Source organism: Pseudorhizobium marinum (genome assembly GCF_000705355.1).
GTDB lineage: Bacteria > Pseudomonadota > Alphaproteobacteria > Rhizobiales > Rhizobiaceae > Neorhizobium > Neorhizobium pelagicum.
The window spans coordinates 13,555-38,293 of the sequence record NZ_JMQK01000003.1 but is presented as its reverse complement, the minus strand read 5'-3'; the positions used below and the strand labels follow the sequence as shown (position 1 = coordinate 38,293).

Genomic DNA, 24,739 nt, shown 5'->3' with positions numbered 1-24,739 from the left:
TCTCCAATGGTGGCCCTGATGTAGCGCGGTGAGCGCTGTAGGGAACGCATGGCGCCGGATATGGACGAATTTTGGGTGTTTGGCTACGGATCGCTGATGTGGAATCCGGGCTTTCCCTATCTGGAAAAGGCTGGTGCTCACGTCTTCGGCTATCGACGCTCCCTCTGCGTCCGGTCGCATGTCCACCGCGGCACCCCCGAGCGGCCGGGGCTCGTCCTCGGGCTCGACCGCGGCGGGTCCTGCCGCGGCGTCGCGTTTCGCGTCGCGGGCGATGATCGGACGGAGGTCCTCGACTATCTGCGGGCGAGGGAATTGGTGACGCATGTCTACAAGGAAAGGCTCCTGCCGATCACGCTTGCCGATCGGCAGCGGGTCACGGCAATCGGCTATGTGGTCGACCGGGCCCATGCGCAATATGCCGGTGCGCTCGACGTTCCCGAGGCGGCACGGATCGTCCGCGAGGCCATCGGAAAATCCGGCCCCAACCCGACCTATGTGATCAACACGGTCGCTCATCTGCGGCAGATGGGCATCCGCGACCATTGGCTGGAAGGCGTCGAACGCCTGGTCGCGACACCTTAGGCGCGTTCGGCGCGCAGTTCCGCCAGTCGCGTCACGACCGTCGGCGGCAGGCGCAGGTGCGGGTTGGCCTCGACCGTTTCGATCAGCAGGTCGTCGCTGGCCTTTTCCAGCGTCGTCTTCAGGGTCTCGAAGAAGGTATCCGGGTCGAGGCCCGGCATGATCGGCGGCAGGATGCGGACCTTGAAGTGGCCGGGGAAGCGGACCGAGCGGCGTCGCGGCCAGAACAGGCCCGGATGCATGGCGATCGGAACGACAGGAACCTGGATGTCCCGATAGATGCGGGCGATCCCGTAGCGGTATTCGGGAACGGCGCCCGGCGGGCGGCGCGTGCCCTCGGGGTAGATGATCAGCTGCCGGCCGTTGGCCATCTCCTGCTTGGTGCGCTCCATGACCTCGACCATGACCTTGCCGCGGGCGCCGCGATTGACCGGGATCATCCGCTGCTTCATCACGTACCAGCCGAAGAGCGGGATCCACAGAAGCTCGCGCTTGAGGATGTAGACCGGGTCCTTCTGCCAGGGCAGGAGCGCGAACGTGTCCCAGAAGGACTGGTGCTTCGGGGCGAAGATGCAGCCGCCCTCGGGAATGTTTTCCAGTCCCTCGATCTCGAAGGTGGTGCCGACGATCGTCTTCATCAGCCAGTGGTTGGAGCGCGCCCAGTTCCTGGGAACCGCAAAGGCCCTCTTGCGCGACACGAGGAAGTAGAACGGCGTCAGCACGATCATCTGGAGGATGAGATTGGCATAAAACGCCAGATTGAAGAGGATGGATCGAACCATCAGCATGTGGACTTCCCTCGTGGATCAAGGCTGCCTACACGAGATTGCAGGCAAGCGAAAGCAGCTGTTGAAAGCGCTTCAAACCTTGTCGCCGGTGCGAAGGCCGCTCGGCCGCTCGATGCCGATCCAGTCGCGGGCGTTGGCAACCACCACCTTCACATATTCCGACATCATGGTGCGCAGGACGTCGGGATCGGCAAACCAGGCCTTGCGGGTCAGATCGGAGTTTACGACGGGGTAGGGGATGAACTGCGTGACGGCATCGACGCGGCGCAGTTCATGCAGGCTTCGCGGGATGTGGTAGTTGTTGGTGACGACCAGCACGACCGTGAAGCCGTTGTCGTGGATCCAGCGGGCAATTTCATTGGCATTGCCGGTGGTATCGAGCGCGTCGTAGCCGATGTCGACGCAGCACGAGAACAGATCCGAGGGGGTCTGGGTCATCTTGCGGATCTGCGCCGGCGTCGTCGATGGATGGGCACCGGAGATCAGCAGGCGCTTGCCGGCGCCATCGCGCAGCAGGCCCATCGCCTGGTCGATCCGCTGGTAACCGCCGGTCAGCACGACGATGGCGTCGGCCTTCACCCCCTCCGGGGGCTTCAGGGAGGCGACCGAGTCGGCAAACCAGAGAAATCCGCCGAAGACGCCCGCGACCAGCAGGAAACTGACCATGATCAGCCGTCGCACGGCACGCCGCAGCCAGCTGCGGCGCGAAAACAGCTGGCGCGACATGCCGCGTCTTGGCGGCGCGCCAGTTGATCCGTTTCCCTTGATCGGACGAGTCGTGCTCATGAATCAGTGCATAAACCGAGATAATGGCGGAGAACAGGTCTTTGTGCGTGGCCGCCCGTGCTGCAGCTCACGAGGCGGGCAGTCCGTCGGACCTGGCCGGGTCGGACCGCACGAGATCGATCTCGTCGATCGTCTTCATCACCGTCAGCCGCGCCGTCAGCGTGGTCAGCAGTGCGATCAGGATCATCGTGGCGAAGATGCCGACATAGCCGATGACGCCCGGCGAGAAGGCTCCAAACAGCGCCATGGCCTGGTCGCTTTCCGGGGTGGCGCGGGAACTCGCCTGCCAGGCGCCCAGGACGGCGAAGAGGATGGCTGCGACGGCGCTGCCGGCGGCCGATCCCTTCAGGCTGATCTTCAGGAAGTGCTTCTGAAACTCGCGGGCCACGAAGGAGCTTTCGGCGCCGACGAAGTGCAGCACCTCGACGATATGCCTGTTGCCCGAGATGGCCCCGCGGGTGGCGAAGACGACGGTCAGCACCATGGCCGTAAAGACCAGGATCAGGACGCCGGTGCCGATCCAGACGGTGGTGCTGGCCATGGAGACGAGCCGGTCGACCCAGGTGCGATGGTCGTCGAGGAAGGCCTGCGGAACCTCCTTCGAGAGGAGATCGCGCATGGCGGCGAAATCGGGCGGGTTCTGCTCGTCGATGGTGATGATGACGAGGCGTGGCACCGGCAGTTCCTCGAGATCGAGGCCGGTGCCCAGCCATGGCTCCAGGAGGCGTGCCGTCGCGGCGTCGTCCATGATGGTGCCCTGCGTCGTGCCGACGAAGCTCAAGGCCAAGGTCTTGGCCGTCTGAAGCGCCGCATCCATGTCGAGCCCCTCGGACGGCTTGATCTGGATGGTGATCTCGCGGGAGATCTGGCTCTGCCACCCGGCCGCCGTGGCCCTCACCATGGTGACGGCGCCGAAGGTGAGGCAGGCCAGAAAGGCCATGATGGCGATGACGACGATCAGAGCGGTGCCCTGGATGTTGGTCGGGGGCAGGATGGGCGCCGTCGGCCGGACGCGCATCTCCGTGCGCCGCGGCGCGGCCTTCTTGTCGGATTTGATGCGGGTGATCTCATTCATAGATATCGAGCCGCCCTTCCGTCAGGATCATGCGTCGCGCGTTGACCTGGTCCATCAGTCCGAGGTCGTGGGTGGCGATGACCACCGCCGTCCCCAGCCGGTTCAGTTCGAGGAAGAGATTGAGGAGGCGCTGCGCCATCGGCGGATCGACATTGCCGGTGGGCTCGTCGGCCAGCAGGATCTCCGGCCTGTCCATCAGTGCACGGGCAATCGCCGCGCGCTGCTTCTCGCCGCCCGACAGGACCGGCGGCAGGACATTGATACGCTCCCCGAGCCCCACCCACTTCAAAAGCTCGATGACGTCGTTGCGGTAGCTCGTCTCGTCCTTGCCGCGGACGCGCAGGGGCAGGGCGACGTTCTCGTAGGTCGTCAGGTGGTCGAGCAGCCGGAAGTCCTGGAAGACGATGCCGACGCGGCGGCGCAGCATGGGCAGTTCGCTGCGCGGGATCTGCGACAGGTCGCGACCGAACATGCGAATCAGTCCGCGCGTCGGCTGCAGCGACATGAACAGAAGGCGCAGCAGCGTCGTCTTGCCGGCGCCCGAGGGGCCGGTGAGGAACTGGAATGAGCGTTTCGGGATGTCGAACGTCATGTCCCGGAGGATCTCCGGGCCCATACCGTAGCGGAGGCCGACATTCTCGAAGTGAATCAATGGAAAATCCGAATCCTGATATTCAGGCCGCCACAATCCGTCGTGCGGCAGCCAATTGCAACGGCCACTCGAATAGGTCGTTTTGAGGGCCGCGTTCGCGAAGCATTAACCATTCGAATTTACGACTGAGTAGGATTCGATTCAATGCCGAGACTGACCTTCACCGATGGTGACGAAAGGGTCGTGTGCAACTCGTGCCCGAAAGGGGAGAACGATGGCCGTCATCGATATCCTGCCACCCGAACCTGTTGTGAGGCATGTGCGGCGCGGCCATCCGGGACGCGGAGGTGTCGTCGATGCCGAATTCATCACCGTCGCGCGCGCCGCGCGGGACCGCCGTTTCCGGACGGAGACCGACAATCGAAGCCAGAGCCAGTCCGACTTCAGGCGTGCTGTTACGCAGAGCCCATCGTCCACGCTCATGGAGCGAGCGGAAAAGGCGCTGTGCCGGCTTTCCGCCGACATGTTTTCCGCCGTCGTCGCGCTCGTCTTTCTTCTCGTCTTCGGCTTGGCCGGTGGCTTTTCGCTGTTCATGGGCAAGACGAACGGTGCCGTCGAAGCGCCGCTCCTCGATTTTACCCATGTCACCCTCACGCCGCAGGATGTGAACGGCATGCGCGTCCTGCTGATCAACGGCATCGTGGAAAACCGGAGCACGGATCGCCTGCAGCTTCCGGCAATCCGGGCAGACCTCGTCACGGACGGGCATGTTCTGGCGACCACGGTCGTGGCGCCGCCTGTCGCCGGGATCGAGGGCCTGCAGAGCCACGGGTTCTCCTCCAGAATACCGCACCCCGGTGGAAAAACGCCGGAACTGAAGCTTTCCTTTGCAACACAGGATGCTTCGAGCTCCTGATTATGCTATCGGCGACCTCCCGGAACCGCCCAGGAGAGCCCCATGCCCGTCGTTCGCGGCAAGAATATTGAGCCGCTTTACACTGCCGATGTCATCGCGGAGCGCAATCGCGCCATTGCCGCGGAGATCGCCAAGGGGCCGACCAACGACCTTCTCGTGATTGCGATCCTGAAGGGCTCGTTCATCTTCGCCGCAGATCTGCTGCGCGCCCTGCATGATGTCGGGCTGGCGCCGGAGGTCGAGTTCATCACCTTGTCCAGCTATGGCGCAGGCACCGTTTCCCAGGGCGTGCGCATCGTCAAGGATATCGACAGCGACGTGAAGGACCGGGATGTTCTGCTGATCGACGATATCCTGGAGTCCGGCCGCACGCTGCTGTTTGCCAAGGAACTGCTCTACGAGCGCGGCGCGCGGAACGTCTCGATCGCCGTCCTTCTCGACAAGAGCGTGAAGCGCAAGGAAGAGCTGGAAGCGGATTACGTCGGTTTCGAATGCCCCGACTATTTCGTCGTCGGCTATGGCATGGACGTGGCCTATGCCTTTCGCGAGCTGCCTTTCGTCGGCGTCGTGACGGGCGATGCCCCCTCCGAAGGCTAGCGATCCGCTCGCACTTCCTTAACCATGGTTAGCGTCGACAGGGGCCGCGTTTACTCCTCGACAACTAAAGTCTGGTGATTTGATCCCAATGTTAAACACAAACGGGAGAAAGCGATCATCATGGCAAAGATCCTGGTAACCGAAGACGAAAGTGCGCTGCGGATGTTCGTGGCGCGTGCCCTGCGTCTCGACGGTCACGAGACCCATGAAGCCGGCGACGGTGCCGAAGGGCTGGAAATGCTGTCGGCGTCGCAGTTCGACCTCCTGCTTTCCGACATCCGCATGCCGGTCATGGACGGCATCGAACTGGCGCATCACGCGGCCGAGCGGCACCCGGGATTGAAGATCCTGCTGATGACCGGCTATGCCGAGCAGCGTGAGCGCGCCGACGACCTGGCCTCCAAGATCGTCGATGTGGTGCAGAAGCCGTTTGCACTTCCCGACATTCGCCGGGCCGTGGCCCAGGCGCTGGCGCAAGAAGGGTCCTGCGCGGCCTGAGCCGTTCAGCGTATCTCGAGCAGCCGCTCCAGATAGCGGCGCTCGGCTTCTCCGGAGATGGAATTGCCAAGCCGCTCGCGGATCGCTTCGAGGATCTCGCGGGCACGCTGCACGTCGATCTCGTCCGGTACCCTTACCTGGTCACTGAAATCGGGCCCTGTCGTTGCCCGCGGGCGACCCAGCGGGTCGCGGCCGTTCTGGTTGCCCTGCGACGCCTCTCCCTGGCCTTCGCCCTGACCCTGGCCCTGCTGCATGGCCTGCATCATCTGCTGCATCATGTTCTGGGCACCCTGGCGCAGCGCGTTCAGCGCATTGCCCTGGCCCTCGACGGCCTGCTCGCCCTCGCCCTGCCCCAGCGCCTCGCCGGCATTGCCCATTTCCCGTTCCGCCTGGCCGAAGCCTTCGCCCGGCTGCATGCCGAGCTCGGCAAGACCCTTCTGCAGTTCCTGGAGCTGCTGGCCCAGGCCTTCCTGCTGGGCGCGCAGGTTCTTCAGGGCCTCGCGCAACTGTTCGGCTGTCATCTGGTCGGAGGGAGCGCCCTCCTGTCCCTGTTGACCTTGCTGGCCCGGTTGTTGCTGCTGTCCCTGTTCGTAGGGCTGCTCGCCGGGATCGCCGCGCTGCATGCGGTCGCGCAACGCCTGGTCCAGCTTGAAGGTCTCGTCCATCAGCCGCTGCTGCTCCTGCATGATCTCGCCGAGCTTGTCGATCTGCTCGCGCATCTGGCTGTTCTGCTGTTGCTGCTGACCCTGCTGGCCCTGCGGCATCCGGCCGGCCTGGAGGTTGTTCATCATCCGCTGCAGCTCGGACAGCATCTCTTGGGCCGCATCCCGGTTGCCGGAGCGGGCGAGGTTCTCGATCTGGTCCATCATGTTCTGCAGGTCGCGCTGGCGGATCATGTTTTCTGCCTGCATGTTCTGCTGCATGCGCGGGCTGTTCTGCATGCGCTGGGCCAGTTCCGACATGAACTCCTGCATCGCCTCGCGCAGTTCCTGCATCAGGCGCGCGACTTCCTCGTCGGTGGCACCATTCTCCAGCGCCTCGTTCAACGCATTCTGGGCGTCTCGCAGCCGCTTCTCCGCGGCAGACAGGTCGCCGTCCTCGATGCCGAGCGCAATCTCCCAGAGATAATCCGCCGTTTCCTTCAGCTGTTCCTCACCCCGTGCGAGCTCCATCCGCCCGAGCGCCGAGCGGATCAGCAGGAAGTGGGCAAGGTTCGGGATCGTTTCGTCCGGGCGCAGCGCCAGCACCTCGTTGAGGGCGATGGCATGCGGCATCTGCCGGGTGTCGAGCGAGAAGACCTGGCGCTGTTCGGCCACCGCCGCCGCCAGGGGCTCGGAGAAGGGGCGGCCCGGCAGCACCATCTCGTGTGCCGGGCTTCTGCCTGTCTGGCCGGCACCATCCGTCGCGACGAGGGTGACACGCACCCGCTTGCCGGCGAGCGGATGCTCGGTCAGGTTCCGGCTCGTGAGCCCTTTCGGGTTGCGCAGATCGCGGCGCGGCAGGTCGAGCTTGAATTCCGGCGGCGGATAGAGCGGCGTCGCGTCCGGCGCCGGGGCCTCGACGGGCTCGATCAGCGCATGAGCCTCGCGCAGGCCGTAGTCGTCCTTGCCGGTGAAGCCGATTTCCAGTGCGCCGTTCACCGCGCGTTTCGGCTGGCCGTCGAAGGCGATCTCGGGCGGCAGGTCGGGGATGACGTCGAAGGTCCAGGTCTCGCCGTTGACCGTCAGCGCGCCGCTCTCGGCCACCTTCATGAGGTAGGTGCGCGGCGCGAGCGGCTGGTTGTCGGGGGCAGGAGCGGCCGGCGACGTGGCTTCCGTTCCGTCTGCTCCGGCTGAAGCGGCCTGCCGTGCGGCCGTTTCCTCGCTGACGAGCGTCGCCGGCGTTTCGCTCGATGCGGCTGCAAAGACGACGGCTTCTTCGCCCCGGCCGCCCGTCACGCGGACCGTCAGGTCGGAGTGCTGCGGAACGGAGATGGAGTTGCTGGCGCTTGCTTCGCCGCCGGTCAGGAAGACGGGCGCGCGGCTCGTGTAGGAGGGTGGCGTCAGCCAGGCGTCGATCCGCAGATCGGGATTGATGCTCGAAGGTGCGGCCGGCGCGCGAAAGACGTCGGAGACCCGGCCTGCACCGTTGGAGAAAGAGAAGCCGAAGGCGACGACCACCAGCAGCGCCGGAATGGCGCGCAGTGCGAAGCGGTCGTGGCGGGCGATATCGGGACGCGGCATGCCGGCATCGAGAGCGGCAATGCGCTCGGCCATGCGGACCTGGTGTTCCTTCCAGAGTGCCTGGGCAAACGGCGTGTCGAATGCCGGGACGTCCTCCTGGACGGCGACGGGCTGGTGTTCCAGCCGGTTGCGCTCCTCGAGCAGGCGATCGCCGTCGCCGGCGCTCGGCCAGCGGGTCCGGGCGAGCGGCAGCAGGGCAGAGAGGAAGGCAAGGCCGAAGAGACCGGCCAGCGCCCAGCGGAGGAGATCGATGTTGGTGCGGAAGATGCCGAGCCAGGCGGCGGAGAGAAACACGGCGGCGACGGCCAGCGGCGGCAGGAGCCGTGGTGTCAGCCGTTCCAGGAAGAGGACGAGCCTTGCGAGGGAGCGTTTCAGTGCGACGCGGCGGGCCAGCACGGGGAGGGCGTCGAAGGCGCCTTTGCGGGTGTTGCTCATGCAGACCGTCTCCTGTGGCGGCGCAAAATAGGGGTCGCGCCGCGTCGGGCGAACCAGGGAGTCAAGATAACAGTCTTTGTGGCGAAGACGAGGGCGCAACTTCTGTCGCCCGCAGTTTTCCGCTGCGGGTCGAGCAAAAGTGAACGGGCGCGATCAGACCGTCAGGAAAGCCAGTCGGGCAGGGAATCCAGCCCGATCAGGTCCTCGTAGCTGCCGCGGGGGCGGATGACGTGGAACGTGCTGCCCTTGACCAGCACTTCGGGCACCAGAAGGCGGGAATTGTAGGTGCCGGCCTGAACCGCGCCATAGGCCCCGGCGGAGCCGACGGCGATCAGGTCGCCGGGTGCGGGGGCCGCCATCTCGCGGTCGAGCGCCAGATAGTCTCCCGTCTCGCAGACGGGGCCGACGATGTCGCCCCGGATGCGCGGCGCATCGGCGGCCGGCACGACCACTGGACGGATCTCATGATAGGCCTCGTAGAGTGTCGGGCGGATCAGGTCGTTCATGGCGCCGTCGACGATGACGAAGGTCTTCTCCCCGCCATCCTTCACGTAGATCACCTCGGTCACCAGGATCCCTGCATTGCCGACGATCAGTCGGCCAGGCTCGGTAACGATCTTGCAGTCCAGGCTCTTCAGCTGCGTCTTGACGATCTCGGCATAGGCATCGGGAAGCGGCGGCGGGGTGTTGTCATCCCTGTAGGGAATGCCGAGGCCGCCGCCAATGTCCACGTGGTCGATGCGGTGGCCGGCGGCACGCAGGCTGTCTACCAGCTCGCGCAACAGCCGGAAGGCATCCTCGAAGGGCTGCAGCTCGGTGATCTGACTGCCGATGTGCATGTCGATGCCGGTCACCTCGATACCCGGCAACTGCGCAGCATGGGCATAGACCTCGCCGGCGCGCTCGTAGGAAATGCCGAACTTGTTTTCCTTCCTGCCGGTCGAGATCTTCGCATGGGTGCGGGCATCGACGTCGGGGTTGATGCGGAATGAGACGTGCGCGCGCTTGCCCATGCGCTGGGCGCGCTGGTTGAGCACTTCCAGCTCGGGCTCGGACTCGACGTTGAAGCAGTAGATGCCGGCTTCCAGCGCGAGGTCCATCTCGGCGGCCGTCTTGCCGACGCCGGAGAACATGATCCGGCTTGCCGGGATGCCCGCCGCCAGCGCCCGTCGCAGCTCTCCGCCGGAGACCACGTCGACGCCGGCGCCGAGCCGGCCCAGCGTTTTCAGCACCGCCTGGTTGGAGTTCGCCTTCATGGCATAGCAGACCATGGCGTCGACGTCGGCGAAAGCCTTGGAGAAGACGTCGTGGTGGCGTTCCAGCGTTGCCGTCGAATAGCAGTAGAAGGGCGTGCCGACCGCCTTGGCAATCTCTGGGATCGGCACATTCTCGGCGTGGAGCACGCCGTCGACATAATGGAAATGGTTCACGTCAGTGTCCGCTCAGAGCAGGGGGTCGAGGAAAAACGATTTGTCGGCAACCGGCTCGGGCTGGCGGTTTTCGCCGGTCTTGCGGATGTTCTGCTGCTCCACCGGCGTGCTCGGACGATCGAGATCGCCCTTTCGGCCGCATCCGGCAAGGATGATACCCGCGACGGCGAGCGTCAGGATTGTGGTGCCGAATTTCTGCAAGCCCATCGACGTTTCACTTCCCTTATTGGCTGGTCTGAAACCGTTCATAGCGAAGTTTCCGTCGCTTGTGCAGTACGGTCCGGTGTCAATGTTCGTCTAGTTGCGGCTGCGCCACCAGGCGATCTGCTTGCGCACCTCCGACGGTGCCGTTCCGCCGAAGCTCGTACGGCTGGCGACGGAGGCGTCAACGGAGAGGACGTCGAAGACCTTGTCGGTGATCGCCGGATGGATGGACTGGAGATCGTCCAGCGAAAGATCGGCCAGTTCGCAGCCCTTCTCCTCGGCCAGTGCCACGGCCCGGCCCGTGACATGGTGGGCGTCGCGGAAGGGCAGGCCCGCTTCCCGGACGAGCCAGTCGGCGAGATCGGTGGCGGTAGAATAGCCGGAGCCGGCGGCGGCGCGCATGCGGTCGACGCGGATGGTCATGTCGCGAACCATGCCGGCCATGGCGGAAATCGCCAGTTCCAGGTTCTCGGCGGCGTCGAAGACCTGTTCCTTGTCCTCCTGCATGTCCTTGGAATAGGCCAGCGGCAGACCCTTCATGATCGTCAGCAGGGCGACCAGCGAGCCGTTGATGCGGCCGGTCTTGGCGCGCACCAGTTCGGCAGCGTCCGGGTTCTTCTTCTGCGGCATGATCGACGAGCCGGTCGAGAAGGCGTCCGAGAGCCGGACGAAACCGAACTGCGGCGTCGACCAGATGACGATTTCTTCTGCCAGGCGTGACAGATGCATGGCGCAGATGGCGGCGACAGAGAGAAACTCGAGCGCGAAGTCGCGGTCGGAGACGGTATCGATGGAGTTGCGGGTGGGCTCGCGGAAGCCGAGCGCCTTGGCCGTCATGTGCCGGTCGATCGGGAAGCCGGTACCGGCCAGCGCCGCGGCGCCGATCGGGCTTTCGTCGAGATGATCAATGGCATGGCGCACCCGCTGGCGATCGCGGCCGAACATTTCCACATAGGCCATGCAGTGATGGCCGAAGGTCACCGGCTGGGCGGTCTGCAGATGGGTGAAGCCCGGCATCACTGTGTCGGCGTGCTCTTCGGCGCGATCGAGGAAGGCGAGGATCAGGTTGGTCAGCAGCTTTTCGGTCTTGGCCAGCTCTTCCTTGACCCAGAGGCGGAAATCGAGCGCCACCTGGTCGTTGCGCGAGCGGGCCGTGTGCAGGCGTCCGGCAGCCGGGCCGATCAGCGTCGCAAGGCGCGCCTCGATGTTCATGTGGATGTCTTCGAGCTTGCGGGAGAACTGGAAGCTGCCGCTTTCGATCTCTGACAGGATCGTGTTCAGTCCCTCGACGATCTTGTCTTTATCTTCCGCCGAAATGATGCCTTTGTCCGCCAGCATGCTCGCATGCGCCACTGAGCCGCGGATATCCTGGGCGTAAAGCTTCTTGTCGAAGCCGATGGAGGCATTTATCTCCTCCATGATTGCATCCGGCCCGGAGGCGAAACGACCGCCCCACATCTGGTTGGAGGATACCGTGTCCTTCGTGCCGTCAGCCATGAGTGCAATGTCCTGGAGTGCTTGATGACGAACAAGAGACCGCTTGGCCTTCCCCCCGCCAGATTGATAGTGATCGCCGCCGTTGCCGGCCTGATCGCCGGGGCTGTTGCCGTATACGTGAGGACGGCGGGGTCTGGCAATGCCAACGTGGCCGGCGCCGAAGTGGCTGCGGCAGGCGGAGCCTGCGAGGGTACGGCCGAACTGGCGCGCAGGGTCGACGAGCTCGCGCGCGGCGAAGTCGCGGCGATGACGCCGGTCGAGCCGCCGCGTCCGGTTGCTCTCTCGTTCAAGGGGCCGGAGGGGCAGGATCTTCAGACGGGCGACTTCCAGGGCAAGACGGTGCTTCTCAACCTCTGGGCCACCTGGTGCGGTCCGTGCCGCGAAGAGATGCCGGCACTGAACACCCTGCAGACAGACATGGGCGGCGAGGATTTCGAAGTGGTCGCCGTCAACATCGACACGGGCTCGGACGAAAAGCCGAAGGCATTCCTGGCGGAGACCGGCGTCGACGCACTGGGGTATTATCGCGACAGCAGCATGGGTGTCTTCAATGCGCTGAAGAAGGAGGGCCTCGCCTTCGGACTTCCGGTGACGCTGCTCCTCGACAGGAACGGCTGCCTGATGTCGGCCATGAACGGACCGGCTGCCTGGGACAGTCCCGATGCCAAGGCGATGATCTCGGCCGCCAAAGGCTCCTAGCGGGTCGGGACCGGGGTCTCGCCGCGGTAGTCGTAGAAACCGCGGCCGGTCTTGCGGCCGAGCCAGCCGGCCTCGACGTATTTCACCAGCAGCGGGCAGGGCCGATACTTGGAATCCGCCAGCCCGTCGTGCAGCACCTGCATGATCGAGAGACAGGTATCCAGGCCGATGAAATCGGCAAGCTGGAGCGGCCCCATCGGATGGTTGGCGCCGAGCTTCATGGCGGTATCGATCGCGTCCACGGAGCCGACACCCTCGTAGAGCGTGTAGATCGCCTCGTTGATCATCGGCAGCAGGATGCGGTTGACGATGAAGGCCGGAAAGTCCTCGGCGACCGTCACGGTCTTGTCGAGCGTCGAGACGAATTCCCGGGCCGTGGTGAACGTCGTCTCGTCGGTGGCGATGCCGCGCACCAGCTCCACCAGCTTCATCGCTGGCACGGGGTTCATGAAGTGAATGCCCATGAAGCGCTCGGGACGATCGGTCGCGGAGGCCAGGCGTGTGATGGACAGCGAGGATGTGTTCGTCGCCAGCAGCGCCTCGGGCTTCAGGATCGGGCAGAGCTGCGCGTAGATCTTGCGCTTGACGGCTTCCTCCTCGGTGGCGGCCTCGATGGCAAGATCCACGGGTGCGAGATCATTGAGATCCGCAGAGCCGGAAATCCGCGACAGTGCGGCCTTCCGCTCGTCGTCGGACAGCTTGCCGTTGCTGACCTGGCGGGCAAGGTTGCCGTTGATCGTGGCCAGTCCGGCCTCGATCCGGTCCTGGGACAGGTCGTAGAGATGCACCTTGTAGCCAGCGGCGGCGCAGACGTGCGCGATGCCGCACCCCATCTGGCCCGCTCCGATCACACCGATGCTCTGAATTGTCGCCATGGTGTTTCTCCCGCAGGCGCCTGCAGCGCCATGTCTGATGCCGGTCCGTTCCAGGACCGGCAATGAGTTTGTCTGGCCGTTCGACCCTTTCTATCGCCGTTCGCAGTCGCGAACAACGGTTCAGAGTGCCTTCTGAAGCTCCGGCAGAAGTTCAAAGAGATCGCCGACGAGGCCGTAGTCCGCAACCTGGAAGATCGGTGCCTCCTCGTCCTTGTTGATGGCGACGATCACCTTGGAGTCCTTCATGCCGGCGAGGTGCTGGATGGCACCGGAGATGCCGGCCGCGATGTAGAGATCCGGGGCGACGACCTTGCCCGTCTGGCCGACCTGCCAGTCGTTCGGGGCATAGCCCGCGTCGACCGCGGCGCGCGAAGCCCCGACGGCGGCACCGAGCTTGTCGGCGAGCGGCAGGATGACTTCCTGGAACTTCTCGGCGGAGCCGAGTGCGCGTCCCCCCGAGACGATGATCTTCGCCGAGGTCAGTTCCGGGCGCTCCGAAGAAGCGATCGCATCGGACACGAAGCTCGAAAGCCCTGCCTTGGCGGGTGCGGAAATTGTTTCCACGGAGGCCGAGCCGCCTTCGCCGGCCGCTTGGAAGGCGGCGGTGCGGACGGTGATCACCTTCTTGGAATCGGTCGACTGTACCGTCTGGATGGCGTTGCCGGCGTAGATCGGCCGCTTGAACGTGTCGGCCGAAATCACCTCGGTGATCTCGGAGATCTGCATCACGTCGAGCAGTGCCGCAACGCGCGGCATGACATTCTTGGCGGATGCGGTTGCCGGTGCGATCAGCGTGTCGTAGTCGCCGGCGATCGAGACGATCAGGTCGGCGAGCGGTTCCGCCAGGCCGTTGGCGAGATCGCCGCTGTCGGCCAGCAGGACCTTGGCAACGCCGTCGAGCTTGGCTGCGGCGTCGGCCGCACCCTGGGCGCCGGAACCCGCCACCAGCACATGCACGTCGCCGCCGATCGACTTTGCCGCCGTCAATGCCTTGGCCGTCTGATCGGACAGGGTGCTGTTGTCGTGTTCGGCCAGAAGAAGAATTGCCATGATGTTGTCTCCCTGTTTTTCCGACTTAGAGCACGCCGGCTTCGGTCTTGAGTTTCTCGACGAGTTCGGCAACGCTTGCCACCTTGATGCCGGCCTTGCGTCCGCCCGGCTCCTCGGTCTTCAGCACGGTGAGGCGCGCCGTGGTGTCGACGCCGAAGTCGGCCGGGGTCTTCTTGTCGAGCGGCTTCTTCTTCGCCTTCATGATGTTGGGCAGCGAAGCATAGCGCGGCTCGTTGAGACGGAGGTCGGTCGTGACGATCGCCGGGAGCTTGACCTCGACGGTCTGCAGGCCGCCGTCGACCTCGCGCGTCACCTTGGCGGAGCCCTCGCCGATCTCGACCTTCGAGGCGAAGGTCGCCTGGCCCCAGTTCAGAAGGGCCGCCAGCATCTGGCCGGTCTGGTTGCTGTCGTCGTCGATCGCCTGCTTGCCCATGATCACGAGACCCGGTGCTTCCGCTTCGGCAATGCCCTTGAGGATCTTGGCAACCGCCAGAGGCTCGACCGGCTGGTCCGTCTCCACCAGGATCGCGCGATCGGCGCCCATGGCGAGGCCGGTGCGCAGCGTTTCCTCGGCCTTGGCCGGACCGATCGAGACCACGATGACCTCTTCCGCCTTGCCGGCTTCCTTCAGCCGCAGCGCCTCTTCCACGGCAATCTCGTCGAAGGGGTTCATCGACATCTTGACGTTGGCCAGTTCGACGCCGGTTCCATCCGGCTTGACGCGGATCTTGACGTTGTAGTCGACCACTCGCTTCACAGGCACCAGGATCTTCATGGGGTCCTTCCTTGACTTCTAATCGGGCCGCAAGATGCAGCCTCTCCCGTTCGTTTTCTCGTCAGTGGGCGACATGGATACGCATTTTTGTGACGATTACAACGCGGTTTCCGGCCGCAAGTCCTGTCGTTTGGTCATATCGCTATGAGGACGACCGCGGGACCAGCGGAACGCTGGTCCTCGTCACCACGGCCTTCGGTAGCACGACCTTGCGGTCGAAAAGCGGCACGCCCTTGCGGCGCATGACGAGCACCAGGACGGCACCGGCAAGGATGCCGCCCACATGCGCACCCCAGGACACCATGCCGTCGAGGTTGAAGGCCAGCATGACAAACTGCTGCACGAGCCACAGGGTCAGCGGGATGAAGGCCGGCAGCGGAAGCGGGATGCGCATGAACACCAGGACCCAGAGCCGCACCCGCGGATGCAGGATGAAATAGGCGGCGACGATCCCCGATATGGCGCCCGAGGCACCGATCAGCGGCCCCTGCGAGGCCGGCGTGACGAGCGCGTGAAACAGCGCTCCGGCAGCGGCGCACAGCAGGTAGAAGGCGAGGAACCGGACATGCCCCAGGGCATCCTCGACATTATCGCCAAAGACCCAGAGGAACAGCATGTTGGAGGCCAGGTGCCAGACGTCCAGATGGACGAAGGCATAGGTGAGAAACGTCGCGTTCTCCGGAACCAGCACCATCGACGGATCCAGATAGGCCTGGTCAAACACGACGGCGGGGATGAAGCCGAGGCCGAGCGCCGCCAGTTCCCCGACCGCCGACGGCGCCACCGCCGTGACCGCCCAGACGAGGACGTTCACCGCGATCAGTCCGATCGTCACATACTGGACGCGGATGTATTTCAGCGCGTTGGCGTCATGCAGCGGGATGAACATCTTCAGACCTCCCGCGTGTTGCTACCGGTTCTTGCCCGGCACCCACAGGACGTCCGCCCTGCCATCGTCATTGGCGTGCCGCGATGCCACGAACAGGAAGTCCGAGAGGCGGTTGATGTACTTCAGGGCCGGGGCTCCGACAGGCTCCTGCCGCGAAAGTTCCACCATCAGCCGCTCGGCGCGGCGCGATACGGTGCGGGCCAGATGCAGGGCAGCTGCGGCGGGCGATCCGCCCGGCAGCACGAAGGACCGTAGCGGTTCCAGCGACGCGTTCAGCGCATCGATCTCGCTCTCGAGCCTGTCGACCTGGGCCTCGACGATGCGCAGGGGCTCGTACTCGGGATTGTCGAGGATTTCCGGATTGGCGAGGTCGGCGCCGAGATCGAAGAGGTCGTTCTGGATGCGGGCCAGCATGGCGTCGAGCTCGACCATGCCGGCCGTATGCAGCCGTACCAGGCCGATCGTCGAATTGGTCTCGTCGACGGTGCCATAGGCGTCGACCCGCAGGTCGTGCTTGTCACGGCGGGGGCCGCTCACCAGCGCGGTGGTGCCCTCGTCGCCGGTGCGGGTATAGATCCTGTTGAGCCTGACCATCCTACCGTCCGCCGCCCGTGATCCAGAGTGTCAGCATGATGAGCACGATCGCCACCGCCTGCAACATCAGGCGCAACTGCATCAGCTTGTTGGATTTGTTCGCGTCGGTGCCCTTGACCATGTTGAAGAGGCCGCGGATCAGGACGAGGACCACGAGCCCCATGACGATCAGGGCCAGGACGGTGGTAAAAGTGGACATATGCTGTGCTGCCTTGTTGTGTCAGTCGAGCCTACGCATCAATCGATAGAAGAGATCAGCGGGAAGCAGTCTTTTCAGGAGCGCTCCCTGTTTGGCGGGCGTGGTGACCAGATAATGGGGTTTGGGGCGCGCCGCGGTCAAGGCATGCGTCAAGACGTCGTAGACGGCTTCCGGTCCCAGCTTGTGGCGATTTGCGGGGCCGGTGCCCATGAGGCGCGCCATCTGCCGCTGGTACTCCTGCGCATGGGCGGAATTCTGCAGGTCGATATTCTCCTCGATCTTCGCCAGCGCATTGGCGGTAAACCGCGAGGCGATCGGTCCGGGCTCGATCAGGCTGACGTGTATGCCGCTGCCCTCGAGCTCCATGCGAAGCGTCAGCGTCAGGCCCTCCAGCGCGTATTTGGAGGCGGTATAGGCGCCGCGGTAGCGATAGGGCAGGAGCCCGAGGATCGAGGAGCAGTTGACGATCCGGCCCGTGCCGCGCGCCCGCATCACCGGGATGACCTGCCGCGTCAACTCGTGCCAGCCGAAGAGGTTGGCTTCGAACTGCGCGCGCAACACTGCCGTCGACAGATCCTCGACGGCGCCCGGCTGGCCATAGGCACCATTGTTGAAGAGGGCGTCGATCCGGCCGCCGGTGCGCTCCTTCACCATGTCGACGAGCGCCGCAATCGTCGGCTCGTCGGCATAGTCCATCCGCAGCGCCTCGATGCCGTCCGCTTCCAGCGGCGCCAGGTCCTCGGGCTTCCTGACGGTGGCGAAGACGCGCCAGCCGTCCGCCTGCAGGGCCCGGGCGCAATGGGCGCCGATCCCGGAAGAACAGCCGGTGACGATGATGGTCTTGCGGTGCTGCATCATTCCTCCTGTACAAGGCGGCCCTCCATCCCATATTCGGGGTGCGGTGACAACGGAGCTGACCTTGGCCGAAAACAGCAGCAGGATTCGCGGACTGGGTCTGGCCTACAAGGTGGCCTGGGACGCCTATTGTCATTTCAACGAGGACGATGGCTGGGCGATGGCGAGCCATGTCGCCCTCTCGGGTCTGCTTGCGCTCTTCCCGTTCCTGATCTTCGGCACGGCGCTCGCCGGCTTTCTGGGCGCCAGCACGTTTTCGGAGACCGCCGTCCACCTGCTCTTCGACACCTGGCCGGAGAGCATCGCCGCTCCGCTGTCTTCCGAAATCCGGCAGGTGCTGACCATTCCGCGCGGAGGGCTGCTGACGGTCTCCGTCCTGGCGGCCGCCTATTTCGCCTCCAACGGCGTCGAGGCCCTGCGCATCTCGCTCAACCGCGCCTATCGCGTCAGCGAGAGCCGCTCCTGGTATGTGACCCGCCTCGCGAGCCTCGGCTATGTCGTGGCCGCGGTCATCACCTTCGCCATCATCAGCACCTTCCTCGTCGCCGTGCCGGTGGCGCTGCGCTATGCGGAACGGTTCTTTCCATGGCTCGAGGACCTGCTGCGCGCCGCCTCGGACTGGGGTATCTACGGCACGGTGCTGGTTCTGATGGCCGGCCTGATCCTGTCGCACAAATGGCTGCCGGATGGCCGTCGCCGCATCGTCGACGTTCTGCCGGGGGTGGTGCTGACCCTGCTGTTGTGGACGGCGGGCGCGCTCCTGTTTGCCTCCTATCTCGCCACCTTCGCCAATTACGCCGCCACCTACGCCGGCCTCGCATCGGTGATGATCGTCCTCGTCTTCCTCTACATGGTCGGCGTCATCTTCATGCTGGGGGCAGAGGTCAATGCGGCGCTGATGAAGTACCGGGTCTATTCGGTGGTGTCGCATGCGCGGCGCAGGCGCAACGGCCGCATCAAGGATGCCTCAGAGCCCGATCCGGCGCCGGATGTCGGCCGCTGAGGCTCCCGCCTCGCGCAAGGCCTGCAGGCCGGTCGACTTCTCGCTCTTGGAAAGCTTGCGGCCGTCCTCGTCCAGGATCAGCCGGTGATGGTGGTAGAGCGGCTGCGGCAGGCCGAGCAGTTCCTGCAGCAGCCGGTGGACCGCAGTCGCCTGGAAGAGGTCGCGGCCGCGCACCACGTGGGTGATCCCCTGTTCCGCGTCGTCCATGGTCACCGAGAGATGGTAGCTCGAGGGCGCATCGGAGCGTGACAGGATCACATCCCCCCAGGCGGCCGGATCGGCCACGACGATGGTCGGCGTGCCATCGACGGTCTCCTGCCACGTCAGCTGCCGGTTGACCTTCGCAATCGCCTTTTCCATGTCGAACCGCCAGGCATGGCGCATTCCGCCGGCCATCAGTTGCCGCCGCTCGCCGTCGCCGCGATGCCTGTCGTCTTCGGGATAGTGCGGCGAACCGTCCGGATCGCGCGGCCAGGCGGCGCCTTCGGCTTCCGAGGCGGCCACCCTTGCCTTCACCTCGCCCCGGGTCATGAAGGCCGGATAGACGAGCCCCATCTCCCGAAGCCTCTCCAGTGCCGTCGCATAGTCGGCAAAATGCTCCGACTGTCGCCGCACCGGCGTCTCCCATTCGAGGCCCAGCCAGGCGAGGTCGCGGTAGATCGCCGCCTCCAGCTCCGGCGTGCAGCGGACGAGATCGATGTCCTCGATGCGCAGCAGGAAGCGTCCGCCGCTGTCGCGGGCCATGTCGTGGTTGAGGATCGCCGACAGCGCATGGCCAAGATGCAGTAGCCCGTTCGGGCTCGGCGCAAAACGGAAGACGGGACTTTGACCGGGTGTCGCAGGCATGGTTTCTTCTGGCATGAAATCGAGGCAACGGCCACAGGAGAGGCGATGCGGGTGATTCGCGGCGAGGAGGATCTGCGCGAGGGTCTGGAGGCGCTGCGGCTTTCCGATCCCCGGCTGGTGCCGGTGATCGAGGCCGCCGGGCCGCTGCCCTTGCGGCTGATGGATCCGGGATTCGCGGGGCTCGCCTCCATCATTGTCTCGCAGATGATCTCGAAGGCCAGTGCTGCGGCCATCTGGCGCCGAATCACGGCTGCGGGGCCGGCCACGGCGGAGGCTTATCTGGCGCATGCGCCGGAGACGGTCGCAAGCTTCGGGTTGTCGCGCGCCAAGGCGGCGACGCTGGCGCATCTGGCAGAGGCGGTCTCCCGCTCCGGTCTCGACCTTGACGCCGTCTGCCGGCTGGATGCGGCTGCGGCGATGGCCGAACTGACGGCGCATCCCGGCATCGGCCCATGGACGGCAGAGGTCTATCTGATGTTCTGCGGCGGGCATCCGGATGTCTTTCCATCCGGTGACGTGGCGCTCCAGGCAGCGCTTGCCGGCGCCTTCCAGCTGCCGTCGCGCCCCCCGGCGCGGGAGGTCGCCTTGATGGCAAAAGCCTGGAGTCCATGGCGTTCCGTGGCGGCCAGATTGTTCTGGGCCTATTATTCGGTCACTCTGCGCAAGGATGTCGCACCGCTTGTGCTCTAAGTATTCGAGCCCTGCCTGTTAATATGGCTTCACAATTCTGTGGCATCGGACCTAATATAAATCTGCAGATGCCAAATCAAGGAGCAGCCCTTGACGATTGCAGTCTCTCCCCAGGCCTTGCCGGCTCTCGTCTTGAACGCCGACTACAGGCCCTTGAGTTATTACCCCTTGTCGCTCTGGTCCTGGCAGGACGCGATCAAGGCTGTCTTCCTCGACCGTGTCAACATCATCGCGGAATACGAACACTCGGTCTCTTCGCCGAGCTTTTCCATGCGGCTGCCGAGCGTCGTCAGCCTCAAGACCTATGTCCAGCCGACGCGGCATCCGGCCTTCACCCGGTTCAACGTCTTCCTGCGCGACCGGTTCGAGTGCCAGTATTGCGGCGCCCACGACGAGCTGACCTTCGATCACGTCATTCCCCGCGCCCACGGCGGACAGACGACCTGGGAGAATGTCGTGGCCGCCTGTTCCCCCTGCAATCTGCGCAAGGGCAGCAAGCTGCCCAGGCAGGCCAGCATGTTCCCGCACCAGAAGCCCTACCAGCCGACCGTGCAGGACCTGCACAACAACGGCCGGCTCTTCCCGCCGAACTACCTGCATGAAAGCTGGATGGATTATCTCTACTGGGATACGGAGCTGCAGCCTTAAGCCGGCTTCCTGGATGCTCCGAGGAAGGCGATCGCGGCAAGGATGAGGCTTGCGATGACGTTCCATCCGGCAAAGGACAGTCCGAGCACGCGCAGCGATGCCTCCGTGCAGGACGGGCCGTGGAAGGCGTTCAGGTCGTCGAGCAGGCTGCCGGCGTTGGTGGCGGTCCCCGTGACGCTGGTGGCGCAGGTCGCCGGGCCTTCCCAGAAGCCCCATTCGACGCCGGAGTGGTAGACGCCCATACCGGCGCCGACGAGCATCAGGATGCCGACGACGACGAGCAGGCTGCGCACAGTCCAGGCCGGGAGCCGGAAGCTTGCCGCGAGCACCGCTGCGATGCCGACCGGGATGCCGTAGTAATAGGGATCGCGCTGCAGCAGGCACAGCGCGCAGGGAATGTAGCCACCGATATGCTGGAAGCCGAGTGCGCCGCCGACGGTGGCCACCATGCCCAGGGTCAGCGCCGCGGCATAGGCGGCATAGGTCCGGGAGGCGTCATTGGAAAGAACGGGGGCCATGGGTTTCTCCTGCGCGAGGGCGAACGCGCGCCCGGTGCTCCCTTAAATCAAACATCGGGCGGCTGTAAACGTCGCCGCACGCCTCTCCGATTGCGGCGCCACCACATTGGCGTGATCCATGCGGGTTCTGACGGGGTTGGCTGAGGGAGATGATCGTGGTGCCCCGTGCCGGAATCGAACCAGCACTCCTCTCGGAACCTGATTTTGAGTCAGGCGCGTCTACCAATTCCGCCAACGGGGCACGGACGGTACGGCAAGCGCTCTACCATGCGGTGCCGCTGGCTTGCAAGGCACAAGTCGGCCGACGCATCGACTTGTGCGCCGGTGGGACGGCGTCACTTTCTGCATTGGAATTTTCTTGCGCAGCCCGACTGATCTGCCCGTTGCGGGGTCGAACGGCGCTCATGGCTGCGTTGAATTGACGCAGCCCTGCATGACCCGCGGGTTCTGAAGGAGCGGGAAGCAGCCGCGGCCACTCCTTGTGGCTCCCATCCGCCGATGCTAGCAGAGGATGGAGCGCCCACGCGAAACCAGGCCATGCTGCTGCCCCAGACCTCATCCTACGACGCGCTTGTCCGCGATTTCCAATGGCAGATCCCGTCGCCTCTCAACATCGGCGAGGCGGTCAGCGACGCCTGGGCGGCGATCGATCCTTCGCGCATCTGCCTGGAGCATTTCAGCCCCGACGGGCGGCACCTTTCCATGACCTACGGAGCGCTTTCGGCGCGTTCCGCCTCGCTCGCCAGCGGGTTTTGCGAACTCGGTCTTGGCCGGGGAGACCGGATCGCGATCCTGCTGCCGCAGGGGTTCGAGACCGTCACCGCCCATGTGGCCATCTACAAGATGGGCGCGATTGCCCTGCCGCTGGCGCTCCTCTTCGGGGAAGAGGCGCTGGAATACCGGCTGAAGGCGGCGGGGGCCGCGGCCATCGTCACCAATGCCTTCGGGCTGAGCCGGCTGCGGGCCATCCTTCCGGCGCTGCCGGAGCTCCGGCATGTGATCGTGACGGGTGACGGCGCCGCGCCCCCGGGGTATCTCGGCTTCGACCAGTTGGTCGACCGGCACTCCGGGCCGTTCCCGGTGGTCGCAACCCTGCCCGACGATCCGGCGCTGATGATCTTCACCTCCGGCACCACCGGCCCGCCGAAGGCGGCGCTGCACGGCCACCGGGTGCTCGCCGGGCATATCCCGGGCTTCCAGATGGGGCACGACCTGGCGCCGCTGCCGGGCGATCGGATCTGGACGCCGTCGGACTGGGCCTGGGCCGGCGGGCTGCTCAACGTGCTCCTGCCGGCGCTGATGCTCGGCATTCCGGTCGTCTCCTCGCCGCCGCAGAAGTTCGATGCCGAGATGGCCTTCCTCATCCTGTCGGAGATGAAGGTCCGCAATGCCTTCATCCCGCCGACGGCGCTCCGGCTCCTGAGATCGGTGCGCACCCCCCGCGACCGCTATGCGCTCGACCTCAGGACAATTGCCTCGGCCGGCGAGGCGCTGGGCCGCGAGACCTTCGAATGGGCGCGGGACACGCTCGGCGTCACCGTCAACGAGCTCTTCGGCCAGACGGAATGCAATTTCGTGCTCGGCTCCTCGGCAGCCCTGGGGATTTCGCGCGCCGGTGCCATCGGACGGGCGGTGCCGGGCCACCGGGTGGCGATCGTCGACGCGGCGGGCGCGGAAGTGCCGACGGGTGAGACCGGCCAGATCGCGGTCCGATCCCCGGATCCGGTGATGTTCCTCGGCTACTGGAACGACCCGGAGGCGACGGCCGCGAAATTTGCCGATGGCTGGCTCTTGACCGGCGACCTCGGGCGGATGGACGACGAAGGCTATGTCGAATTCATCGGCCGCGACGACGACGTCATCACCTCCTCCGGCTACCGCATCGGGCCGAGCGAGATCGAAGACTGTCTCTGCGGCCATCCGGCCGTCCGGCTGGCGGCCGTGGTGGGCAAGCCGGATCGGCTGCGCACCGAGATCGTCAAAGCCTATGTGGTGCCGGCCAACGGCTATGCGCCGGGCCCCGGGCTTGCCGATGAGCTGCGGGACTGGGTGAAGAACCGGCTTTCGATGCATGAATATCCGCGGGAGATCGCCTTTGTCGACGACCTGCCGCTGACCACCAGCGGCAAGGTGATCCGCCGCATGCTGCGGCAGCGCGCAGCGGCGGAGTGAGATCCGCCCTTGACGGCTGCGGTTACTCCGGGCGGCGCGCGATCGACAGGATCTTCTGCCTCAGCAGGCGTGCCATGTTGCGGGTGCTGTTGTACATGTGAAGCTGGTTGGCGGCCTGGCGCACGTCGCGGTCGCTGTTGCGGGCAAGCCCGATCACCAGCGTTCCCATCTCCTCCCGCTCTCTCCAGAACCGGCTCATGATCGAGTGGTCGGGCACGGCGCAGGAGTCCGACCGCAGGATGTTGGCGTCGTCCAGGTGCCATTCGGTCAGCTTCACCATCAACAGCTTGCCTGGCGAGTAGCGTGCAAAATCTTCGTCGTAGGCGGTCTTCCAGGTGAAGGCTTCGCCGGCCATCACGAAGACGATCATCGAGGCGATCGCCTTGCCCTCGAACTCGACGGTGTGGATGCGCACGGCATCGATTTCCGCGAGGTTTGTGATCGCCTCGCGGGCGAAGGCGGACCGGTAGCGGTCGTTGATCAGGGCCGAGCGCTTGCGGCCCTTCCAGCCCTTCGCCTCGAGCGCCAGGAATTCCTCCATCTTCAGGCGCACCGCCTCCGGCTGGCGGGCCACCGCGTATTCGAGCCGGCCCTTCTTGGCCAGCTGTCGCCACTGGCGGGCGAGGTCGCGGTAGTGGTGGGAGGAAATGGCATCCTTCAGATAGGTTTCCGCCGGCTCGGCGCTGTCGAGCATCGGCCTCACCATGGTGTCGGTCAGCGTCACCGGCAGGTCGCGAGACACCGCAACGGCGCGCATCAGCTGCGCGAAGCGGCCGTTGACGCGGATCTGGGGGATCACCAGGACCGAGGGCAGGCGGGCCTCGGGCTTTACGAGCGCCTCCAGAAGATTGTCGAGCGTTTCGGCCGCACCCTCGGCATCCACCAGCGGCGTACCGAGCGGGCCGAAGGGATTGGCCCAGACCCGGATGATCGCCGGGCCGATCGAGAAGCCCGGTTTTTCGACCGTGAAGGGCATCAGCAGCCGCATCCGGCTGCGTTCCCCGTGCTCGTCGCGGATCAGCGCGAAACGGACCTGCTTGTCCTCGACCCGCGGCATGGCCGGCGCCAGCAGGCCGGCGCTGAAGAAGATGTTAGGCTCCATCGCCCGATTGGTCAGGAACTCCAGTTCCTGCTGCATCTCGTAGCCGAAGGAGGCCGGATAGAGGCAGAGATCCCGGCCTCCCTGGCCGATGGCGATCTGGATGTCGGCGTCGGGGCGGTCGCGCTGCCACGCGGGCGAGAGCGGTTGCGGCCATCCTGCGCCCGGCAGGCCTTCGAAATCAGGGCTGTTTGGGGGTGGAGCCATC

General features: G+C 65.2%; 27 protein-coding genes and 1 tRNA gene. 9 read left to right on the top strand and 19 right to left on the bottom strand.

What is annotated here, in order from left to right:
- The first annotated feature begins 48 nt into the window (after positions 1-48).
- Entirely contained in the window at positions 49-582 is a 534-nt protein-coding gene (locus EO99_RS0104190) for a gamma-glutamylcyclotransferase (protein ID WP_029617389.1), read from the top strand.
- Here the strand turns inward: EO99_RS0104190 and EO99_RS0104185 are convergent.
- The 4 genes from EO99_RS0104185 to ftsE form a co-directional block, all read right to left on the bottom strand.
- Positions 579-1,367: a lysophospholipid acyltransferase family protein gene (locus EO99_RS0104185; protein WP_029617388.1), complete on the bottom strand. Its 789-nt coding sequence runs from the start codon at positions 1,365-1,367 to the stop codon at positions 579-581. The genes EO99_RS0104190 and EO99_RS0104185 overlap by 4 nt on opposite strands.
- A gap of 72 nt (positions 1,368-1,439) precedes the next feature.
- Positions 1,440-2,153 carry a YdcF family protein gene (locus EO99_RS0104180; RefSeq protein ID WP_029617387.1) on the bottom strand — a complete coding sequence of 238 codons (714 nt, stop codon included), beginning with the start codon at positions 2,151-2,153 and terminating at the stop codon, positions 1,440-1,442.
- A gap of 67 nt (positions 2,154-2,220) precedes the next feature.
- Positions 2,221-3,228 carry a cell division protein FtsX gene (locus tag EO99_RS0104175; RefSeq protein ID WP_029617386.1) on the bottom strand — a complete coding sequence of 336 codons (1,008 nt, stop codon included), beginning with the start codon at positions 3,226-3,228 and terminating at the stop codon, positions 2,221-2,223.
- A complete protein-coding gene (gene ftsE, locus EO99_RS0104170; RefSeq protein WP_029617385.1) occupies positions 3,221-3,880 on the bottom strand; it encodes a cell division ATP-binding protein FtsE in 660 nt (219 codons plus the stop codon). Before ftsE ends, EO99_RS0104175 begins: the two co-directional genes overlap by 8 nt.
- A 214-nt stretch (positions 3,881-4,094) precedes the next feature.
- On the opposite strand from ftsE, the gene EO99_RS0104165 reads away from it, so the two are divergent.
- The 3 genes from EO99_RS0104165 to EO99_RS0104155 all read left to right on the top strand — a co-directional run bounded on the left by EO99_RS0104165 (position 4,095) and on the right by EO99_RS0104155 (position 5,831).
- Entirely contained in the window at positions 4,095-4,736 is a 642-nt protein-coding gene (locus EO99_RS0104165) for a hypothetical protein (RefSeq protein ID WP_037111053.1), read from the top strand.
- Between the two features lie 42 nt (positions 4,737-4,778).
- Entirely contained in the window at positions 4,779-5,333 is a 555-nt protein-coding gene (gene hpt, locus EO99_RS0104160; protein WP_029617383.1) for a hypoxanthine phosphoribosyltransferase, read from the top strand.
- Positions 5,334-5,453: 120 nt separating this feature from the next.
- On the top strand, positions 5,454-5,831 hold the full coding sequence (locus EO99_RS0104155; protein WP_029617382.1) for a response regulator: 378 nt from the start codon (positions 5,454-5,456) through the stop codon (positions 5,829-5,831).
- 5 nt (positions 5,832-5,836) lie between these two features.
- Here EO99_RS0104155 and EO99_RS0104150 read toward each other — a convergent pair whose 3' ends face one another.
- The 4 genes from EO99_RS0104150 to argH all read right to left on the bottom strand — a co-directional run bounded on the left by EO99_RS0104150 (position 5,837) and on the right by argH (position 11,619).
- The gene (locus tag EO99_RS0104150) at positions 5,837-8,488 is read right to left on the bottom strand and encodes a TIGR02302 family protein (protein WP_029617381.1); all 2,652 of its coding nucleotides are present in this window, start codon (positions 8,486-8,488) and stop codon (positions 5,837-5,839) included.
- A 161-nt stretch (positions 8,489-8,649) separates the two neighbouring features.
- Entirely contained in the window at positions 8,650-9,918 is a 1,269-nt protein-coding gene (gene lysA / locus EO99_RS0104145) for a diaminopimelate decarboxylase (RefSeq protein ID WP_029617380.1), read from the bottom strand.
- 12 nt (positions 9,919-9,930) lie between these two features.
- Positions 9,931-10,125, bottom strand: coding sequence for an LPS translocon maturation chaperone LptM (gene lptM, locus EO99_RS0104140; RefSeq protein ID WP_029617379.1), 195 nt, complete (start codon positions 10,123-10,125; stop codon positions 9,931-9,933).
- A 90-nt stretch (positions 10,126-10,215) separates the two neighbouring features.
- Positions 10,216-11,619 (bottom strand): argininosuccinate lyase, encoded by a 1,404-nt coding sequence (gene argH / locus EO99_RS0104135; protein WP_029617378.1) that lies wholly within the window; start codon positions 11,617-11,619, stop codon positions 10,216-10,218.
- A 24-nt stretch (positions 11,620-11,643) separates the two neighbouring features.
- Between argH and tlpA the strand changes: the two genes are divergently transcribed.
- Positions 11,644-12,318 (top strand): thiol:disulfide interchange protein TlpA, encoded by a 675-nt coding sequence (gene tlpA, locus EO99_RS0104130; RefSeq protein ID WP_029617377.1) that lies wholly within the window; start codon positions 11,644-11,646, stop codon positions 12,316-12,318.
- Here the strand turns inward: tlpA and EO99_RS0104125 are convergent.
- The 7 genes from EO99_RS0104125 to EO99_RS0104095 all read right to left on the bottom strand — a co-directional run bounded on the left by EO99_RS0104125 (position 12,315) and on the right by EO99_RS0104095 (position 17,555).
- Positions 12,315-13,193, bottom strand: a complete 879-nt coding sequence (locus EO99_RS0104125) for a 3-hydroxybutyryl-CoA dehydrogenase (protein ID WP_029617376.1) — start codon at positions 13,191-13,193, stop codon at positions 12,315-12,317. The genes tlpA and EO99_RS0104125 overlap by 4 nt on opposite strands.
- 120 nt (positions 13,194-13,313) lie before the next feature.
- The gene (locus EO99_RS0104120) at positions 13,314-14,243 is read right to left on the bottom strand and encodes an electron transfer flavoprotein subunit alpha/FixB family protein (RefSeq protein ID WP_029617375.1); all 930 of its coding nucleotides are present in this window, start codon (positions 14,241-14,243) and stop codon (positions 13,314-13,316) included.
- Positions 14,244-14,268: 25 nt separating this feature from the next.
- Positions 14,269-15,018 carry an electron transfer flavoprotein subunit beta/FixA family protein gene (locus tag EO99_RS0104115; protein ID WP_029617374.1) on the bottom strand — a complete coding sequence of 250 codons (750 nt, stop codon included), beginning with the start codon at positions 15,016-15,018 and terminating at the stop codon, positions 14,269-14,271.
- 142 nt (positions 15,019-15,160) lie between these two features.
- The gene (locus tag EO99_RS0104110; protein ID WP_029617373.1) at positions 15,161-15,907 is read right to left on the bottom strand and encodes a rhomboid family intramembrane serine protease; all 747 of its coding nucleotides are present in this window, start codon (positions 15,905-15,907) and stop codon (positions 15,161-15,163) included.
- Between the two features lie 21 nt (positions 15,908-15,928).
- Positions 15,929-16,501 (bottom strand): cob(I)yrinic acid a,c-diamide adenosyltransferase, encoded by a 573-nt coding sequence (locus EO99_RS0104105; RefSeq protein WP_029617372.1) that lies wholly within the window; start codon positions 16,499-16,501, stop codon positions 15,929-15,931.
- 1 nt (position 16,502) lies between these two features.
- Positions 16,503-16,700, bottom strand: coding sequence for a twin transmembrane helix small protein (locus tag EO99_RS0104100; RefSeq protein ID WP_029617371.1), 198 nt, complete (start codon positions 16,698-16,700; stop codon positions 16,503-16,505).
- Between the two features lie 21 nt (positions 16,701-16,721).
- Positions 16,722-17,555: an SDR family oxidoreductase gene (locus tag EO99_RS0104095; RefSeq protein ID WP_037111092.1), complete on the bottom strand. Its 834-nt coding sequence runs from the start codon at positions 17,553-17,555 to the stop codon at positions 16,722-16,724.
- Between the two features lie 64 nt (positions 17,556-17,619).
- Between EO99_RS0104095 and EO99_RS0104090 the strand changes: the two genes are divergently transcribed.
- Entirely contained in the window at positions 17,620-18,558 is a 939-nt protein-coding gene (locus tag EO99_RS0104090) for a YihY/virulence factor BrkB family protein (RefSeq protein WP_235776760.1), read from the top strand.
- On the opposite strand, the gene gluQRS is transcribed toward EO99_RS0104090, so the two are convergent.
- On the bottom strand, positions 18,523-19,404 hold the full coding sequence (gene gluQRS, locus EO99_RS0104085) for a tRNA glutamyl-Q(34) synthetase GluQRS (RefSeq protein ID WP_029617368.1): 882 nt from the start codon (positions 19,402-19,404) through the stop codon (positions 18,523-18,525). The two genes, EO99_RS0104090 and gluQRS, sit on opposite strands and share 36 nt — an antisense overlap.
- A gap of 45 nt (positions 19,405-19,449) precedes the next feature.
- Between gluQRS and EO99_RS0104080 the strand changes: the two genes are divergently transcribed.
- Together EO99_RS0104080 and EO99_RS0104075 are read left to right on the top strand one after the other, a co-directional pair.
- A complete protein-coding gene (locus EO99_RS0104080; RefSeq protein ID WP_029617367.1) occupies positions 19,450-20,094 on the top strand; it encodes a DNA-3-methyladenine glycosylase family protein in 645 nt (214 codons plus the stop codon).
- Between the two features lie 90 nt (positions 20,095-20,184).
- Positions 20,185-20,742, top strand: a complete 558-nt coding sequence (locus EO99_RS0104075; protein WP_029617366.1) for an HNH endonuclease — start codon at positions 20,185-20,187, stop codon at positions 20,740-20,742.
- Here EO99_RS0104075 and EO99_RS0104070 read toward each other — a convergent pair.
- Positions 20,739-21,260 carry a disulfide bond formation protein B gene (locus EO99_RS0104070; RefSeq protein WP_029617365.1) on the bottom strand — a complete coding sequence of 174 codons (522 nt, stop codon included), beginning with the start codon at positions 21,258-21,260 and terminating at the stop codon, positions 20,739-20,741. The two genes, EO99_RS0104075 and EO99_RS0104070, sit on opposite strands and share 4 nt — an antisense overlap.
- A 156-nt stretch (positions 21,261-21,416) precedes the next feature.
- Positions 21,417-21,501 (bottom strand) — tRNA-Leu (locus EO99_RS0104065).
- Between the two features lie 296 nt (positions 21,502-21,797).
- Between EO99_RS0104065 and EO99_RS0104060 the strand changes: the two genes are divergently transcribed.
- Positions 21,798-23,432 (top strand): AMP-binding protein, encoded by a 1,635-nt coding sequence (locus EO99_RS0104060; RefSeq protein WP_029617364.1) that lies wholly within the window; start codon positions 21,798-21,800, stop codon positions 23,430-23,432.
- A 22-nt stretch (positions 23,433-23,454) separates the two neighbouring features.
- Here the strand turns inward: EO99_RS0104060 and EO99_RS0104055 are convergent, their stop codons facing one another.
- Positions 23,455-24,738, bottom strand: coding sequence for a GNAT family N-acetyltransferase (locus EO99_RS0104055; protein WP_029617363.1), 1,284 nt, complete (start codon positions 24,736-24,738; stop codon positions 23,455-23,457).
- Position 24,739 lies beyond the last annotated feature (1 nt).